Raw genomic sequence first — 15838 nt, forward strand, 5'->3', positions numbered from 1 at the left:
GCTCGCCTAGGCTGCCCGAGGCTGCGCAAACGCCCATGCCCGCGTGAGGAAACCATGATCCGAATCGGTAATGCCCAGGTGTCGCTGGAGCGGCGAGAAGCCTTTCTCGATGGCAAGCCGGTCCCATTGGGCGGGCGTGCATTCGAGGTGTTGGCCACACTGATCAAGGCCAAGGGCCGGGTGGTCTGCAAGGATGAGCTGTTCAGCCAGGTGTGGGCCGGCACGGTAGTCGAGGACAACAACCTGCAGGTGCAGGTGTCGCTGCTGCGCAAGGCCTTCGGCGACCGCGGGCTGATCCAGACCGTGCCGCGCCGGGGTTATCGTCTGGCTGCGCAGGTCAGTTTCGACGTACCTTGCCTGGCCCTCGGTCAGTCGCCATTTGGCGCTATGGCTGATGCCAACGAACCGTTCGACGACGCCATGAACGTCCCTGTGCTGGTGGTGGATGACGATCCTTCGGTGCGCACGGCACTGGGCCGCCTGCTGCGTTCGCAAGACATTCCACACCGTTTGTTCGCCAGCGCCGAAGAGCTTTTCGACGCTCGCCTGGAAAGCCCTTGCGCTTGCCTGCTGCTGGACATGCATTTGCCCGAAACCAGCGGCCTTGAGGTTCAGGCTGCGCTGCACCGGCTGGCGCTGCCTTGGCCGATCGTGTTCATGACCGGTTTCGGCACTATCCCCATGACGGTCCAGGCCATGCGTGCCGGGGCCGTGGAGTTCCTGACCAAGCCCTTCGACGAAGACCAGTTGCTGGCACTGCTTGAGTCGGTACGTACGCGCGCCGTGGCCGAGGGGCGCAAATGGCAGCATGCGCGGCAGGTCGAAGAAAAGTACCAGCACCTGACCCAGCGCGAGCGCCAGGTATTTTCGCTGGTGGTTGGCGGCTTGTCGCACAAGCAGATTGCCAAGGCGATCGGCACCAGTGAAGTGACCACAAAGGTGCACAAGAAGAACATCATGAACAAGATGCAATCCCGCTCGCTGCTGGAGCTGGTGGCCATGCACAACGTCATCGAGGCTCGGTCTGGCACATGAGCAGAGCGGTGTGCATCGTCGATGACGATGCTTCTGTGCGCAAAAGCCTGGGCAACCTGCTGCGTTCTGCGGGGTTCGAGTGCTTGGCGTTCGCTGCGGGCGAGGTGTTTCTGGCCTCGGGCCAGTCACGTGAGGCTGGGTGCGTTCTGCTCGATCTGAAGATGCCGGGGATGAGCGGGCTGGAGGTGCAGCGTGAGCTGGCGCGGCGGGGTTGGCGCTTGCCGGTGATCGGCATGTCGGCGCATTGGGACGAAGGTGCGGTGCAGGCGGCGCTAGCAAATGGCGCGCAATCTTGCCTGGGTAAGCCGTTTTCCGAAGAGGTACTGCTCAAGGTGGTCGAAGCGGCGTTGGCAGCTGAATGAGCACACCTGAACAATCAATTGCTGTGCCGCCGGCTGATGCTCGTTGGGTTGATTGAATCACGAGATCTTTGCCATGCCACACCTCAAGACCCTTCATGCTCCCCAGTCGCCAACCCTTATCGCCAGTGGCCTGCTGTTCATGCGGGTGATGGCCGCTGTGCTGCTGTTTTCCATCCACGGGTTACCCAAGCTGCTGGACTGGAGCGGGGAGTTGCAGCGCATCGAGGATCCTTTTGGCCTGGGGGCGCCGCTGACCTTGGGCCTGGCGGTGTTTGCCGAAGTGGTCTGCCCGGTGTTGCTGGTGCTGGGCGTGGCAGCGCGGTTGGCCTGCTTGCCGGTGCTGGCAGTGTTGCTGGTGGCGCTGGTGGTGGTGCACCCGGACTGGTCGCTGGAGCAGGGCCAGTTTGCCTGGTTGCTGGTGGCGCTTTATGGCGGGCTGGCGTTGACTGGGCCTGGGCTGTACTCGGTCTCCGGGTTGATCGGCCGAAGCAAGTTTTCCTGATGGATCTTGGGGCGGCAAGGCAGCCCCAGGCTCTAGCTGCTGCCCGGCCGGTACTGTAAAGCCTCGGCCAGATGCCCGCGGCTGATCGCCTGGCTAGCTTCCAGATCCGCCAAAGTCCGGGCCACCTTCAGCAACCGATGCGCCGCCCGCAAAGAAAGCGTCAGCCGCTCGCAGGCATTCTCCAACCAAGCCTGGTCCGCCGCTACCAGCTGACAATGGCTCCGCAACCCTTCCAGGTTCAGAAACGCATTGGCACAGCCTTGCCGCCGCTGCTGCACCTCACGAGCCTCTGCCACCTTTACAGCCACGTCGGCACTAGTCTCCCCACTGGGCTGGTTGTTCAGCGTGGTGGTCTCGCGGGCCACGGTCAGGTGCAGGTCGATGCGGTCCAGCAACGGGCCGGACAGTTTGTTGCGATACCGTGCGATCTGCTCGGTGCTGCAGCGGCAGCGGCCGGTGGGGTCGCCCAAGTAGCCGCAAGGGCAGGGGTTCATCGCCGCCACCAGCTGGAAGCGCGCCGGGAAACGCACCTTGTCGCGCGCCCGCGCAATCACGATTTCGCCCGACTCCAGCGGCTCGCGCAGGACTTCCAGCACGCGCCGTTCAAACTCTGGCAGCTCGTCGAGAAACAGCACGCCATGGTGCGCCAGGGTGATCTCGCCTGGCTGCGGCCGGCTGCTGCCGCCTACCAGCGCTGGCCCCGAAGCCGAATGGTGCGGATGGCGAAACGGGCGCTGCGGCCAGCTGCTCAGCGGCGTGTGGCCACTCACCGACTGGATCGCCGCCACTTCCAGCGCCTCTTGTTCATCCAGAGGTGGCAGCAGGCCGGGCAGGCGGCTGGCGAGTAGCGTCTTGCCCGTTCCGGGCGGCCCGGTGAACAGCAGGTTATGCGCCCCGGCTGCGGCCAGCAGCAATGCCCGCTTGGCCGCAACCTGGCCTTGTACCTCGCTGAGGTCCGGATAAGGCTGTTGCTTCAGGACCAAGCCATTGGCGGCAAACGGAGCTAGTGGCACCTGCCCGTTCAGATGCGCCACCAATTCCAGCAGGTGCCCCACTGCATATACCACCAGCCCGCCCGCCAGGCTGGCTTCTTCAGCGTTTTCCCGCGGCACCACCAATGCCCGGCCAGCCTCGCGCGCCGCCAGTGCCGCTGGCAACACGCCCTGCACCGGGCGCAACTTACCCGACAGGGCCAGCTCGCCCAGACATTCCATTTCAGTCAGGGCGGGCAACGGCACCTGGCCATCGGCGGCGAGGATGCCCAGGGCGATGGCCAGGTCATAACGCCCGCCGTCCTTGGGCAGGTCGGCCGGTGCGAGGTTCTGGGTAATGCGCCGCTGCGGGTAGTTCAGCCCGGAATTGACGATGGCGCTGCGCACACGGTCCTTGCTTTCCTTGACCGTGGTTTCCGGCAGGCCGACCAGAGTGAGGTGGGGCAGGCCGTTGGCCAGGTGCGTTTCGACGCTGACCGCCGGGGCCTGCACGCCGACCTGGGCACGGCTGTGAACGAGGGCGAGGGACATGGACGCTCCGTTGTCATGAGTGGGGAGCCGCTTCCTGCGGCTGACCCAAGCATAGTGATCCAGGGGCCCGCTCTATCGAGTAAAGTGCTTCAGCGTCTTTCGCTGGGCCTGCGCCTGCAAGGCAATCAGCAAATCCTCGATTTTTTCGATCGCATCATGGCTGACCGGTTGTACGGTCCAAATGGTCGGCCGCCGCCAGGCATGCTGTGAAACGCAGGGTTTTCCCTGCCTTTTGAAAAAGCCTGACAAATACTGGATCCAATTCTTTGCGAAGAACCCGGCTATAGCTTAGTGTTCAACAGCGACTGCTGTTGCCATGGGATGGCAACGCAACCCTTGAAATGGACTTAAGGTACTGCCCGTGCAAACGCTCATTCGCACCCGCCAGCAGATCCGAGAACGGGTGCAGGCCAATGAATACGCTGAACTCAACCGTTTGTTCGATGCGCTGGAGGCGCAGTGGCGCCAGGCGCCCCCTGGTGAGTGCCCCGTCTACCTGGAAGCTGTGCAAGGCTACATGCTGGATTGGGACACACAGGGCGGCAAGGCCCTGACGCACACCCTCAAGGCCTGGATCGACGCCTGCCCCAAGGCTTATCACCCGCATGTGGTGATGGGTTTTCACTGCTTCAACCATGCCTGCCAGATTCGTGGGCAGGCTGATGCTCATGAAGTGTCCGAAGAACGCTGGCTGGCTGCCGAGCAGGCCTGCGAGAAAGGCACGGCGCACTTCCTGCAGGCCCTGGAGCGCAGCGCGCAACCGGTTGCCGCAGTCATCGGCATGCTGCACATCAGCGCTTACCTGCGCGAGCCTGGCTGGTTGGTCGAATTGTTCGCTGGGCAGGCGGCGCGCTATCGGCCCAGCGCGCATGCCGATGTGGAGGTGCAGGAGGCCGCAGCGCCATTGTTGGTCAAGTACGGCCTGACGCCCTTGCTGGAACTGCCGCAAACGTTGCCGGCCGGGTTGAGCGCGCGTTTGCATGAGCAAGGCGAGCCCGCCAGGGATTACTGGCTGCGCCATGCGCTGTGGTGGTTTCCCGGCTGCTTCGAGGCAATCGAGGCCTATGCCGCTTACCTGACCCCTCGTTGGGGTGGCAGCGCTGAAGCGATTGACGCACTGGCCAGCGGGCCGCTTTGCCACGGTTGGTCTGAAGCACAGCGCAATGCGATCCGCTGGCTGGCCCTGGAAGAGACTTTCTGGCTGCCGCATGCCAAGCAACTGCCTCAGGTCGCAACCTGGCAAAGAACCTTTGCCCAATGGGCCCAACGCGAACTCAGGCCCAAAGAGCGCGCCACGTTGCTGGCCCGGCGTGGCGCGCTGCGGCGCTATTCGATGGGTGATTACGCCGGTGCGATGCGCGACTTTGCCGACAGCGTCGCACTCTTCCCGGACCACGGCTTTGTCCCGGCCATTGGCGAGCCTTTCCATAGCCTTGTTTGCCTGGTGCTGTTCAATGAGGCCGAGGACGATTCGCAGGTATTGCGTACCGTCATCGAGCGGCTCTGCGACGACCGTCGACAGGCAGCGGCCTGCGCTCTGCGGGCTGCGGGGCACCAGTTTGGCTTGTGGGGCTTTGGGCAATCTGCCGAGCAGGCTGGAACGTGGTTGCGCATGGCGGTCAAGCGCCAGTGCGGGCGAGAGGGGCAGGGCTTCGATGTGCTCGATGTGCCGCGCCTGCTCTGGGCTGCCAATCTGCATGAAGCCGCGCACTTTCTGTATGAAGCCTGTGCGGAGCTGAAACTGCCGGATGCGGCCATCGCGCTGTACGACCTGCATCGTGGCTGGCTGGACAACACCCCCGCGCAGTATCTGAGTGCCAAGGCTGCCGAGCACTGGCTGTTGCGGGCGGCGGAATCTGGCCATCCGCTTGCCAAGCTCGACCTGGCCCGTCAGCGTATGGGTTCTCCACAAGGGCTGGAGGACCGCAAGGCAATGCTGGCGGTCAAGCGACTGCTGCTCGACGCAATGGGCGATCCGAACATCCATGCCAAGGCGCAGTTGCAGTTAGGCATCCTGCTGCGCCAGTACGGTGATTCGCTGGAGCGTGTCGAGGCGGTCGACTATCTGCTGGGGCTGGCCGAGCACCCCGATGCCTGGACCGCCGCGCGTGCCTGTGCGGAACTCGGGCTGGCCTGGATGCAGGGCAGCGGTACGCGCAAACAGAGCCGCTTTGCGGCAATCGAATGGGCCAATCGTGCCGTTGCGCTGCAGTCGAGCGATCCGCTCATCGAGGAAATTCAGGCCGAGATCCGCAATTCGCACAGCCGGGTGAAGACGTTGTTCACGGTATGTGGGGCGGCGTTGTTCCGTGGCGACCTGCATGCCAGCGAGCTACCGCCCAAGGCCACCGGCCATCACAGGGCTTCGGCCTGATCGAAATCGGGGGTGACTACTCGTTATCGATTGTTATTCCTGCGACGCTGGCGCCATCCGCGCTTCCAGTTCGGCGACCTGCTTCTCCAGGGCCTCGAGGCGGGCGCGGGTGCGCGCCAGCACGACCATCTGGCTGTCGAATTCTTCACGGCTAACCAGGTCCAGCTTGCTGAAGGCGCCTTGCATCAGCACCTTGAACTGGCTTTCCAGTTCCGCGCGGGGTTGGGCGGTATCGCTGCTGAACAGGCGCGAGGCCTGGTCGCTCAGGGCGTCGAGAAGGGCTTTTGGCGCGAGCATGGGCGGCTGTCCACTGAATACTGAGAAATGGCCCGCAGTGTAGCACGGGGCAGACCTGCACCATTGACCTCAGGCCATTGCACGCTTTTTGAGCAACTCGCCGGGCCTGCCTGCACCGAAGTTGTGCATGTACGCCATGCTGGCGAGTGGCCAATCCCGACTGATTCACATAACTCGCTGTTTTCCGGTGTTTTAACGGAACTGGCAAGGTTTCTGCAAAGACCTGTACGAGCCATGCACTGATGCAGTTCCTTGTGACCAGGCAGTGCGCACGCGGAGCCGGATGCCGACGACGCGTTACAAAGCCAACCGCTGCGCTTAGACTTGAGACGGGTTTGTTTTCCTGGGGCAAGTCCACCAAATCGGGAGAGAGTTTCATGAAGCTAGTCACAGCCATCATCAAGCCGTTCAAGTTGGACGACGTGCGCGAGTCGCTGTCGGAAATCGGCGTGCAGGGCATTACCGTCACCGAAGTCAAAGGTTTCGGCCGGCAGAAGGGCCACACCGAGCTGTATCGCGGCGCGGAGTACGTGGTCGACTTCCTGCCCAAAGTGAAGATCGACGTCGCCATCGACGACAAGGACCTTGATCGAGTGATCGAAGCCATCACCAAGGCAGCCAACACCGGCAAGATCGGTGACGGCAAGATCTTCGTGGTGAATCTGGAGCAGGCGATCCGCATCCGTACCGGCGAAACCGATACCGACGCGATCTAAGCGCCGAAAAAAGCCTCACCAAACCCAACGCCCCAGGAGAAAACAACATGACTCTGCGTAAGATCGCAGGGCTAGGAGCCCTATTGTCCCTCGTAATGCCCGGGCTTGCCCTGGCAGAGGAAGCAGCTGCCCCAGCGCTGAACTCCGGCGACACCGCCTGGATGCTCACCTCGACAGCGCTGGTGCTGTTCATGACCATTCCGGGCCTGGCCCTGTTCTACGGCGGCATGGTGCGTTCCAAGAACGTGCTGTCGGTGATGATGCAGTGCTTTGCCATCACTGGCCTGATCAGCATTCTCTGGGTCATCTACGGCTACAGCATGGCCTTCGATACCACCGGTATGGAAAAGGGCGTGCTCAACTTCAATTCCTTCGTCGGCGGGTTCTCCAAGGCGTTCCTCAGCGGCGTTACCCCGGCCAACCTGACTTCGGCCACCGCGCTGTTCCCTGAAGCGGTGTTCATCACCTTCCAGATGACTTTCGCCATCATCACCCCGGCGCTGATCGTCGGTGCCTTTGCCGAACGCATGAAGTTCTCGGCGATGCTGGTGTTTATGGGCATCTGGTTCACCCTGGTCTACGCACCGATCGCGCACATGGTCTGGAGTGGTGACGGCGCGCTGCTGTGGGACTGGGGCGTGCTCGACTTCGCTGGCGGGACCGTGGTGCACATCAACGCCGGTATCGCAGGCCTGGTCTGCTGCCTGGTGCTGGGCAAGCGCAAAGGCTACCCGACCACCCCGATGGCCCCGCACAACCTGGGTTACACCCTGATGGGCGCGGCCATGCTGTGGATCGGCTGGTTCGGCTTCAACGCCGGTTCCGCCGCCGCCGCCAACGGTACTGCGGGCATGGCCATGCTGGTGACCCAGATCGCCACCGCCGCCGCAGCAATGGGCTGGATGTTCGCCGAGTGGATCTTCCACGGCAAGCCAAGTGCCCTGGGCATCGCCTCGGGTGTGGTCGCCGGCCTGGTCGCCATTACCCCGGCTGCCGGTACCGTGGGCCCAATGGGTGCTTTGGTGATCGGCCTTGCCTCTGGCGTGATCTGCTACTTCTGCGCCACTACCCTCAAGCGCAAGCTGGGTTATGACGACTCCCTCGACGCCTTCGGCGTGCATGGCGTCGGCGGCATCATCGGTGCCATCCTCACCGGCGTGTTCGCAGCACCGGCCCTGGGCGGCTTCGGCGCAGTCACCGACATTGGTGCTCAGGTCTGGGTTCAGGCCAAGGGCGTGATCTTCACCGTGGTCTACACCGCCATCGTCACCTACTTGATCCTCAAGGTGCTGGATGTGGTGATGGGCCTGCGGGTCAACGAAGAAGAAGAGTCGGTCGGCCTCGACCTGGCTCAGCACAACGAACGCGGCTACAACCTGTAACCGCGACGCTGGAAAAACTTGCCCGGTTCGCCGGGCATTTTTTTGCCTGTTTTTTGCCATTTCCCGCAGTGCAAACGGTTTATCACTCACGTTCGCGACGTAGGCCAAAAACTTACAAGTCTTGGGGCGTTTATGGTGCTTTGCTTTTTCCACGGGCGCGCTAGAATGCGCGCCAAAGGGTGTTTGACGAGTAGTCCGCACGCTTTACCAGCCTTTGCTAGGCTTGCCAGTAGCGAGTGGCCAGCAGGGTTCAAGGATTTGTCAGGTCCTGCCAGGAGCAGGGCCTGCTGGGTACCGCCTCCCATCAGGAGCGCCGACCCAAGGGCAGTGGCCTAACCCACGGCCAGTTGAATTTTCACTGGTGGCTGCCGGTCTACGGCTGCACTGGTCTATAACTAACCTGCTTTTCGCAAGTCATGAGGTAGAACATGAGCGACGACGATCTGGAAAATGATGACCTCGAAGTAGGCGACGAAGACGAGGCTGATGAAGGCCTTGAAGCGGCGGCTGACGATGGTGCGGAAGATGCTGGCGATGACGACAGCAGCCCGGCACCGACTGCCAAGGGTAAATCCAAGGCCGCTGTCTCGGTAGACGAGATGCCGAGCATGGAAGCCAAGCAGAAAGAGCGTGATGCCCTGGCCAAGGCGATGGAAGAGTTCCTTTCGCGCGGCGGCAAGGTGCAGGAAGTCGAGGCCAACGTGGTCGCCGACCCGCCCAAGAAACCGGACAACAAGTACGGCAGCCGCCCTATCTGAGTGGCTGAATGCAAAAGAGCCCGCCGTCGCTGCGGGCTTTTTTGTGCCTGTCTGTCAGCGCCAGCGCGCCAAGACGTCCGGCACCTGGGACAGCCGCTGAATCTCTGCATCCGGCGCCTGATCGCCAGCCCAGGCCTTGCCCTGCGGGTTGAACCATACCGCGCGCAAACCGGCGCGCTGGGCCCCGGCAATGTCGTCGCCCGGGTGATCACCAATATGCACCGCCGCACTGGCCTCGACTTCGCCGAGCTTGAGGGCCTCCATGAACGGCGCCGGGTCCGGCTTGCCAATGCCCAGATCCTCCGCGCACAGGGCAAAGCGGAAGTAATCCGCCAGCCCCAGGCGGCGAACATCGGCGTTGCCGTTGGTGACCACGCCCAGGGTGTAGTGATGGCGCAGGATCTCCAGCACCGGCTGCACTTCAGGGAACACTTCGACCTGGTGGCGGGCATGCAGGAACACTTCAAAGCCCTCGTTGGCCAGTTCCTGCGCCTGCTTCTCGCTGTAGCCGACTTCCTCCAGAGCGTGGAACAGCACACGCCGACGCAGGGCGCTGATGCGGTGCTTGAGGCCTGGCTCAGCCTGCACCAGGCGTTCGCGAATGGCGAACAGGTGTTCCACCGGCACACCACCAAGGATCGGGGCGTTGGCTTCGAGCCAGTCGCGCAGCACGACCTCGGCGCTGGCAATCACGGGCGCGGTGTCCCACAGGGTGTCGTCGAGGTCGAAGGTGATCAGCTTGATGCTCATGAGTCTGTGCCTTTGCTGCGTTTGGCCCGAGGGTGGGCGCTGTCGTACACCGCGGCCAGGTGCTGGAAGTCCAGGTGGGTGTAGATCTGCGTGGTGCTGATGTCGGCATGGCCGAGCATTTCCTGTACCGCGCGCAGGTCCTGGGACGATTCCAGCACATGGCTGGCGAAGGAATGGCGAAGCATGTGCGGGTGCAGGTGCTGGCCTAGCTCGCGCTCGCCGGCGGCCTTGACTCGCAATTGGATGGCCCGTGGGCTCATGCGATTGCCTTGGCGGGTGATGAACACTGCGCTGTCGCGCGGGCCGCCGATGCCGCGCAGCTTGAACCAGGCCTGCAAGGCCTCACGGGCCTTGCGGCCAACCGGTAGCACGCGGGTCTTGCTGCCCTTGCCAAGCACCTGCACCAAGCCGGCGGCCAGGTCGAGCTGCTCGAGGTCGAGGTTGTTCAGCTCGGACAGGCGCAAGCCGGAGGAATAGAACAGTTCGAGGATGGCCTGGTCGCGGCGGGCGATGAAGTCGTCGTCGACGCCGCCATCGAGCAGTTGCAGGGCGCGGTCGGTGTCCAGCACCTTGGGCAGCCGACGTTCGCCCTTGGGCGCGCTCAGGCCGGTGGCCGGGTCGTGCTGGCACAGGCCTTCGCGGTTGAGGTAGCGGTACAGGCCGCGCACCGCCGACAGCAATCGCGCCAGGCTGCGCGAGGACTGCCCCTGGTGGTGCTGGCGCGCGACCAGTTGGCGCAGCTGCTGGATCTGCAGCGCGCCCCAGCCGGCGATGCCCTGGCTGTTGCAGTATTCGATGACCTTGTCGAGGTCGCGGCGATAGGCCAGCAGGGTGTGTTCCGACACCTGGCGCTCGTTGCGCAGGTGTGCGCAATAAGCCTCCAGCTGGCGTTCCATCAGCGCACCGAACGCAGGGTCTGGGTCACGCGTGGTACCACGCGGCCGAGCACTTCGGCGATATAGCCGAGGAACAAGGTGCCGACGCTGCTCTTGTAGTGCTGTGGGTCGCGGCTGCCGATCGCCAGCACGCCATGCAGCCCCTGGTATTCGAGGGCGGCAACCGCACTGGAGCCGACTTCCTGCTGCTGCTCCTTGCCGAACAGGAAGGCCAGTTCGTGCTCGCGCAGGTTGCCGCTGACCGTCTTGCCGCCGCCGAGCAGGCCGCCGATGGCTTGCTGGGCTTCGGCATTGCTCACCCAGCGGCCGACGGGGGCTGCATTGTCGCCGAACAGGATCAGGCTGACGAAAGGCACCTGGAATTCCTGGCGCAAGCTGTCTTCGACGGCCATCACCACTTCTTCCAAGCTGCTGGCATCGAGCAGGTCGAGGATCAGCCGGCGGGTCTTGTCGAACAGCCGGTCGTTGTCACGGGCCACGTCCATCAGTTGCGACAGGCGATGGCGCATCTCGATGTTGCGGTCGCGCAGCAGCTTGAGCTGGCGTTCCACCAGCGACACGCTGTCGCCGCGCTGGTGGGGGATGCGTTGCTCGATCAGCAGCTCGTCGTGCTCGGCGAAGAAGGTGGGGTGGGCGCGCAGGTAGGCGACCACCGCTTCGGCATCGAGCTCATCGGGCTGCTGGGGTACTGGCTGATCGGTCATGGCGGTTACTCGCTTAGAGACGAACCTGTCCTTCGAAGACGCGTACGGCTGGGCCGGTCATCAACACGGGCTTGCCGGGGCCGGCCCATTCGATGTTCAGGCGACCACCCGGCAGGTCGAGGGTCACCGGGGAGTCCATCCAGCCCTGGCTGATGGCGGCCACGGCCGCGGCGCAGGCGCCGGTGCCACAGGCCTGGGTCTCGCCAGCGCCACGTTCCCATACCCGCAAGTAGGCGCGGTGGCGGTCGATGACCTGGAGGAAACCGGCATTCACCCGCTGCGGGAAGCGCGGGTGGTTTTCGATTTTCGGGCCCAGTTCATGGACCGGTGCGGTGTGCACGTCATCGACGCGCAGCACGGCATGCGGGTTGCCCATGGACACGGCGGCAATCGAATGCACCCGGCCGTCGACCTCCAGCGGGTAGTTCAACGCCTGTTCTTCGGCAATGAACGGGATGTCTGCCGGGACGAAACGCGGTGGGCCCATGTCGACACATACCTGGCCGTCGTTCTGCACGTCCAGCTCGATGATGCCACCCTTGGTTTCCACGCGGATGCGCTTCTTCGCGGTCAGGCGCTTGTCCAGCACGAAGCGGGCGAAGCAGCGCGCGCCATTGCCGCACTGCTCGACCTCGGAACCGTCAGCGTTGAAGATCCGGTAGCGGAAGTCCACTTCCGGGTTGCTCGGCGCCTCGACGATCAGCAGCTGGTCGAAGCCGATGCCGGTGTGACGGTCGCCCCATTGCTTGGCGTGCTTGGGCTGGATGTGCGCGTGCTGGCTGACCAGGTCTAGGACCATGAAGTCGTTGCCCAGCCCATGCATCTTGGTAAAGCGCAGCAGCATGGGCTCACTCCGGCAGCAGGCTTTCGCCAGCGTACAGTTCGGCGATGGTCTCGCGGCGGCGGACTTCGAAAGCCTGGTCGCCGTCGACCAGGATTTCCGCGCAACGGCCACGGGTGTTGTAGTTCGAGCTCATGACGAAACCATAGGCGCCCGCCGACTGCACGGCCAGCAGGTCACCTTCGGCCAGGTTCAGCACGCGGTCCTTGGCGAGGAAGTCGCCGGTTTCGCAGATCGGGCCGACCAGGTCGTAGGCACGGCCTTCGCCCGCCCGCGGGGCGACCGCGCTGACACCCATCCAGGCCTGGTACAGGGCCGGGCGGATCAGGTCGTTCATCGCCGCGTCGATGATGGCGAAGTCCTTGTGTTCGGTGTGCTTGAGGTACTCCACGCGGGTCAGCAGGGCACCGGCGTTGGCCACGATGTAGCGGCCAGGCTCGAACACCAGGGCCAGGTCACGGGTGCCGACGCGCTCGCGGATGGCCTTGATGTAGTCGGCCACCAGTGGCGGCTCTTCGTCGCGATAGCGCACGCCAACGCCGCCGCCCAGGTCCAGGTGGCGCAGGTGGATGCCGCACTCGGCCAGGCGGTCGACCAGGGCCAGCAGGCGGTCGAGGGCATCGAGGAACGGGTCGACGGTGGTCAGCTGCGAGCCGATGTGGCAGTCGACACCGACCACGTCCAGGTTCGGCAGCTGCGCGGCGCGCACGTAGATGGCTTCGGCGTCGGCGATGGCGATACCGAACTTGTTCTCTTTGAGGCCGGTGGAAATGTACGGGTGGGTGCCGGCATCGACGTCCGGGTTCACACGCAGCGAGATCGGCGCAACCTTGCCCATCTCGGCGGCCACCACTTGCAGGCGCTCGAGCTCATCGGTGGATTCGACGTTGAAGCAGTGCACACCGACTTCCAGGGCGCGGCGCATGTCTTCGCGGGTCTTGCCGACGCCGGAGAACACCACGCGATCAGCGCGCCCACCAGCGGCCAGCACGCGCTCAAGCTCACCGCCGGAGACGATGTCGAAGCCTGCGCCCAGGCGCGCCAGGACGTTCAGCACGCCAAGGTTGGAGTTGGCCTTGACGGCGAAGCAGACCAGGTGCTCGGTGCCCTGCAGGGCGTCGGTGTAGCTGCGGTACTGGGCTTCGATGTGAGCGCGCGAGTACACGTAGGTCGGGGTGCCGAAACGTTCGGCGATGGCCGACAGGGCCACGCCTTCCGCGAACAGTTCACCGTCGCGGTAGTTGAAAGCGTTCATCTGAATTCCTTACTGCTCTGGCGTCTGCTCGGGCTGGATTGGCTGCTCTTCCTGCGGCTGGACCGCTGGAGCGTGCTGGTGCTGGTGCGTCTTTTTCGGGCCTTTGCCGTCCTTGCCGTCTTCTGGCAGGTACAGGGGGCCCTTCTGACCGCAGGCCGAAACGAGGCAGGCAACCGCGACCAGCGCCGCGAGCGAGGAAATCAGGCGCTTCATGGGTGAAATCCTTTGAAATATGCAGTATTGCGCCCGAGTATACCGAGCGACCGGCGGATTGCCTACGCAAGAGCCGGTCCGTCGGGCGGGCTATGCTTAGGGGTTATCGCCGCCGGTAGTGGGCCCGTGCCGGCAGCGGCTAAACCTTTGCATTCATGGCCCGGCGCCCGTATCTTGCCCGGCTTGCCCGTAAAGCAGCCAATTTCGAGGTTCCTGCAATGAGTTTGAGCGAAGCGCGTTTCCATGATCTGGTCGACGCGACCCAACAGGCACTGGAAGACCTGTTCGACGAGAGCGGCCTGGACCTGGACATGGAAAATTCCGGCGGCGTGCTGACCGTCAAGTTCGAAGGCGGCGCCCAACTGATCTTCAGCCGCCAGGAGCCGCTGCGTCAGCTGTGGCTGGCCGACCGTTCCGGCGGCTTCCACTTCGATTACGACGAAGAGAACGGCAAGTGGGTGTGCGAGAAGAGCGAAGAGCTGCTTGGTGAGATGCTCGAGCGCGTCGTCTGGGAGCGGGCCGGCGAGAAGCTGGACTTCGACGAGATCTGACATGACCAGCCAGCTGCGGCCACCCAAGCCGCTGTACAGCAACGTCAGCCAGGCGGTGCCTTCACCCTGCATCAGCGTTTGCCGGTTGGATGAGCAGCGGGTATGCACCGGCTGCCACCGGCACGTCGAGCACATCCGCGAATGGCGCTCGGCCGACGACGAACGGCGCCGGCAGATCTGTCGCGAAGCCGAGGCCCTGCGCGTACGGGCTTGAGTATTTGCCCGGCTGTGGTAGTGTCAGGGGGTGCGTCGTTGACGCAAAAGCATTCACAAACCCCGCCCTTGGGCGGGGTTTTGCTTTATCTGCCTGCAGGAAACAGCCTGTTCAAAGGAGTCTGACTGGATCATGAGCACCAAGCCTTCCCTCATCCTCACCCGATTGGACGTACAGCGTCTCGAGCGCCTGATCGAAGGCCTCGACGAAAATACGCCGGGTGTGCTCGCCTTGCAGGAGGAGCTGGACCGTGCCGGTCAGGTGGTCGGCCATGATGAAGTGCCCGCCGGTGTGGTGACCATGAACTCGCGCGTGCATTGCCGTGAGGAAGCCAGTGGCAAGGACTACCACCTGACCCTGGTGTACCCGAAGGATGCGGGTGGCGAGGGCAAGGTGTCGATCCTTGCGCCGATCGGCTGTGCGCTGCTGGGCTTGTCGGTGGGTGAGCAGATCGACTGGCCGGCACCGGGGGGCAAGACCCTGAAGCTGAAGTTGCTGGAAGTCGAATACCAGCCTGAAGCGGCTGGTGATTTCGACCTCTGAGACTGGTCGTTCAGGGGGCGTTCTGCGCCCTGAGCTGGCAGGCGTGAATACAGTTATCGACTATGCGGCTGCGCAGCGACCAATCGGTATTGATGATGTGGAAGCCCTGGATGTAGCTGTCCAGGTCTTTCGAGTCGAACCACTGATCGATCTTGTCGCTGAAATCATCAGGCGTGAACACCACCTTGTTGTACTTCGCGCACTGAATCGAGCGTAGCGTGCCGTCAGGCTTGTAACGCTGGCTATGCTGGTCGATGAACGCTTTCAGTTCTTCTGTGGAGGGCGTGTTCTCACCCATCCAGACCTGCTCCACACCATTCCAGTGGTCCCCGCCGGCGGGATCGTTATAGGCAATGACCACGGTTTTGCCTGGGTGGTCATTCCACAGTTGATCCAGGGTCAGAGCATGCAAGTCATAGGGGATGATGCGCTGCCCCATGTGCTTGTCCAGCATCGCCAGCAGCCACTCATGCTCCCGGGCGCTGAAGTTATCGAATTCATGGAAGTCGAGGATGATGATTTCTCGCTCGTTGGCAGGATCTTCATAGAAAACACCAAGCTCGGACACTACGTCGCCGAGAACAGTGCGTCCCGATGTACTCAGGTGATAGAGCTTGTACCGGTAAGGTGAGTCGGGTGAATACTCGCGGTTTGCCCTTACACGAAGGTCCAGTACGCGAATGCCGGCACGGATCTGCTCGATGCACGGAACGTCCTGGGTCACTTCCTGCGGTGGGACGATATTGTCCGCCTGTTTGTCCATTCCCGAATCATGGCTGCCGGGCAAAATCAGCTGATCAATACGCAGGCGACCCAGTTCAGGCAAGTTACCCATCCAGTTCTGATTGTTCATGATGCACCTCAGTCATTGAATGAGGGCAAAGCATGCCGCTGGCCAGGAGAGCCGTGCAGAAGGAAATGC

General features: G+C 63.2%; 19 protein-coding genes. 10 read left to right on the forward strand and 9 right to left on the reverse strand.

The annotated features are described in order from the left end of the window. Positions 1 to 54: 54 nt before the first annotated feature. The 3 genes from BGP85_RS14175 (at position 55) to BGP85_RS14185 (ending at position 1899) form a co-directional block, all read left to right on the forward strand. A complete protein-coding gene (locus BGP85_RS14175) occupies positions 55 to 1035 on the forward strand; it encodes a response regulator (protein WP_103448516.1) in 981 nt (326 codons plus the stop codon). After that, complete coding sequence (locus BGP85_RS14180; protein ID WP_181004526.1) at positions 1032 to 1397, forward strand: response regulator transcription factor; 366 nt, start codon at positions 1032 to 1034, stop codon at positions 1395 to 1397. Before BGP85_RS14175 ends, BGP85_RS14180 begins: the two co-directional genes overlap by 4 nt. A 73-nt stretch (positions 1398 to 1470) precedes the next feature. Beyond that, on the forward strand, positions 1471 to 1899 hold the full coding sequence (locus BGP85_RS14185; RefSeq protein ID WP_103448518.1) for a DoxX family protein: 429 nt from the start codon (positions 1471 to 1473) through the stop codon (positions 1897 to 1899). 32 nt (positions 1900 to 1931) lie between these two features. Here the strand turns inward: BGP85_RS14185 and BGP85_RS14190 are convergent, their stop codons facing one another. Further along, on the reverse strand, positions 1932 to 3422 hold the full coding sequence (locus BGP85_RS14190) for a YifB family Mg chelatase-like AAA ATPase (RefSeq protein ID WP_103448519.1): 1491 nt from the start codon (positions 3420 to 3422) through the stop codon (positions 1932 to 1934). Between the two features lie 361 nt (positions 3423 to 3783). Here BGP85_RS14190 and BGP85_RS14195 point away from each other — a divergent pair, with 361 nt between their 5' ends. Then, positions 3784 to 5796, forward strand: a complete 2013-nt coding sequence (locus BGP85_RS14195; protein WP_103448520.1) for a DUF4034 domain-containing protein — start codon at positions 3784 to 3786, stop codon at positions 5794 to 5796. Positions 5797 to 5829: 33 nt separating this feature from the next. Here BGP85_RS14195 and BGP85_RS14200 read toward each other — a convergent pair whose 3' ends face one another. Then, a complete protein-coding gene (locus BGP85_RS14200) occupies positions 5830 to 6093 on the reverse strand; it encodes an accessory factor UbiK family protein (RefSeq protein ID WP_103448521.1) in 264 nt (87 codons plus the stop codon). Between the two features lie 377 nt (positions 6094 to 6470). Between BGP85_RS14200 and glnK the strand changes: the two genes are divergently transcribed. From glnK to sutA, 3 genes are all read left to right on the forward strand, one after another. Continuing rightward, positions 6471 to 6809, forward strand: a complete 339-nt coding sequence (glnK, locus tag BGP85_RS14205) for a P-II family nitrogen regulator (protein ID WP_002555808.1) — start codon at positions 6471 to 6473, stop codon at positions 6807 to 6809. 47 nt (positions 6810 to 6856) lie between these two features. Then, on the forward strand, positions 6857 to 8191 hold the full coding sequence (locus BGP85_RS14210) for an ammonium transporter (protein ID WP_103448522.1): 1335 nt from the start codon (positions 6857 to 6859) through the stop codon (positions 8189 to 8191). Positions 8192 to 8619: 428 nt separating this feature from the next. Then, positions 8620 to 8949 carry a transcriptional regulator SutA gene (gene sutA, locus BGP85_RS14215; protein ID WP_056794110.1) on the forward strand — a complete coding sequence of 110 codons (330 nt, stop codon included), beginning with the start codon at positions 8620 to 8622 and terminating at the stop codon, positions 8947 to 8949. A 54-nt stretch (positions 8950 to 9003) separates the two neighbouring features. Here the strand turns inward: sutA and BGP85_RS14220 are convergent, their stop codons facing one another. From BGP85_RS14220 to lptM, 6 genes are read right to left on the reverse strand one after another with little or no spacing between them, the layout of a single operon-like run. Beyond that, entirely contained in the window at positions 9004 to 9699 is a 696-nt protein-coding gene (locus tag BGP85_RS14220) for an HAD family hydrolase (RefSeq protein ID WP_103448523.1), read from the reverse strand. Further along, the gene (xerC, locus tag BGP85_RS14225) at positions 9696 to 10595 is read right to left on the reverse strand and encodes a tyrosine recombinase XerC (protein WP_103448524.1); all 900 of its coding nucleotides are present in this window, start codon (positions 10593 to 10595) and stop codon (positions 9696 to 9698) included. Before xerC ends, BGP85_RS14220 begins: the two co-directional genes overlap by 4 nt. Then, positions 10595 to 11299, reverse strand: a complete 705-nt coding sequence (locus BGP85_RS14230; protein ID WP_103448525.1) for a DUF484 family protein — start codon at positions 11297 to 11299, stop codon at positions 10595 to 10597. Before BGP85_RS14230 ends, xerC begins: the two co-directional genes overlap by 1 nt. 13 nt (positions 11300 to 11312) lie before the next feature. Then, a complete protein-coding gene (gene dapF, locus BGP85_RS14235) occupies positions 11313 to 12143 on the reverse strand; it encodes a diaminopimelate epimerase (protein ID WP_103448526.1) in 831 nt (276 codons plus the stop codon). A 4-nt stretch (positions 12144 to 12147) separates the two neighbouring features. Then, complete coding sequence (gene lysA, locus BGP85_RS14240) at positions 12148 to 13395, reverse strand: diaminopimelate decarboxylase (protein ID WP_103448527.1); 1248 nt, start codon at positions 13393 to 13395, stop codon at positions 12148 to 12150. 9 nt (positions 13396 to 13404) lie between these two features. Continuing rightward, positions 13405 to 13608: an LPS translocon maturation chaperone LptM gene (gene lptM, locus BGP85_RS14245; RefSeq protein ID WP_060507625.1), complete on the reverse strand. Its 204-nt coding sequence runs from the start codon at positions 13606 to 13608 to the stop codon at positions 13405 to 13407. Between the two features lie 218 nt (positions 13609 to 13826). Between lptM and cyaY the strand changes: the two genes are divergently transcribed. The 3 genes from cyaY (at position 13827) to rnk (ending at position 14916) form a co-directional block, all read left to right on the forward strand. After that, positions 13827 to 14159 (forward strand): iron donor protein CyaY, encoded by a 333-nt coding sequence (cyaY, locus tag BGP85_RS14250; protein ID WP_103448528.1) that lies wholly within the window; start codon positions 13827 to 13829, stop codon positions 14157 to 14159. A gap of 1 nt (position 14160) precedes the next feature. Further along, positions 14161 to 14373 carry a DUF1289 domain-containing protein gene (locus BGP85_RS14255; RefSeq protein ID WP_103448529.1) on the forward strand — a complete coding sequence of 71 codons (213 nt, stop codon included), beginning with the start codon at positions 14161 to 14163 and terminating at the stop codon, positions 14371 to 14373. A gap of 132 nt (positions 14374 to 14505) precedes the next feature. After that, the gene (gene rnk, locus BGP85_RS14260) at positions 14506 to 14916 is read left to right on the forward strand and encodes a nucleoside diphosphate kinase regulator (protein ID WP_103448530.1); all 411 of its coding nucleotides are present in this window, start codon (positions 14506 to 14508) and stop codon (positions 14914 to 14916) included. A gap of 10 nt (positions 14917 to 14926) precedes the next feature. Here the strand turns inward: rnk and BGP85_RS14265 are convergent, their stop codons facing one another. Next, positions 14927 to 15769: a hypothetical protein gene (locus BGP85_RS14265; RefSeq protein ID WP_103448531.1), complete on the reverse strand. Its 843-nt coding sequence runs from the start codon at positions 15767 to 15769 to the stop codon at positions 14927 to 14929. Positions 15770 to 15838 lie beyond the last annotated feature (69 nt).

The organism is Pseudomonas putida, from assembly GCF_002906855.1.
GTDB lineage: Bacteria > Pseudomonadota > Gammaproteobacteria > Pseudomonadales > Pseudomonadaceae > Aquipseudomonas > Aquipseudomonas putida_N.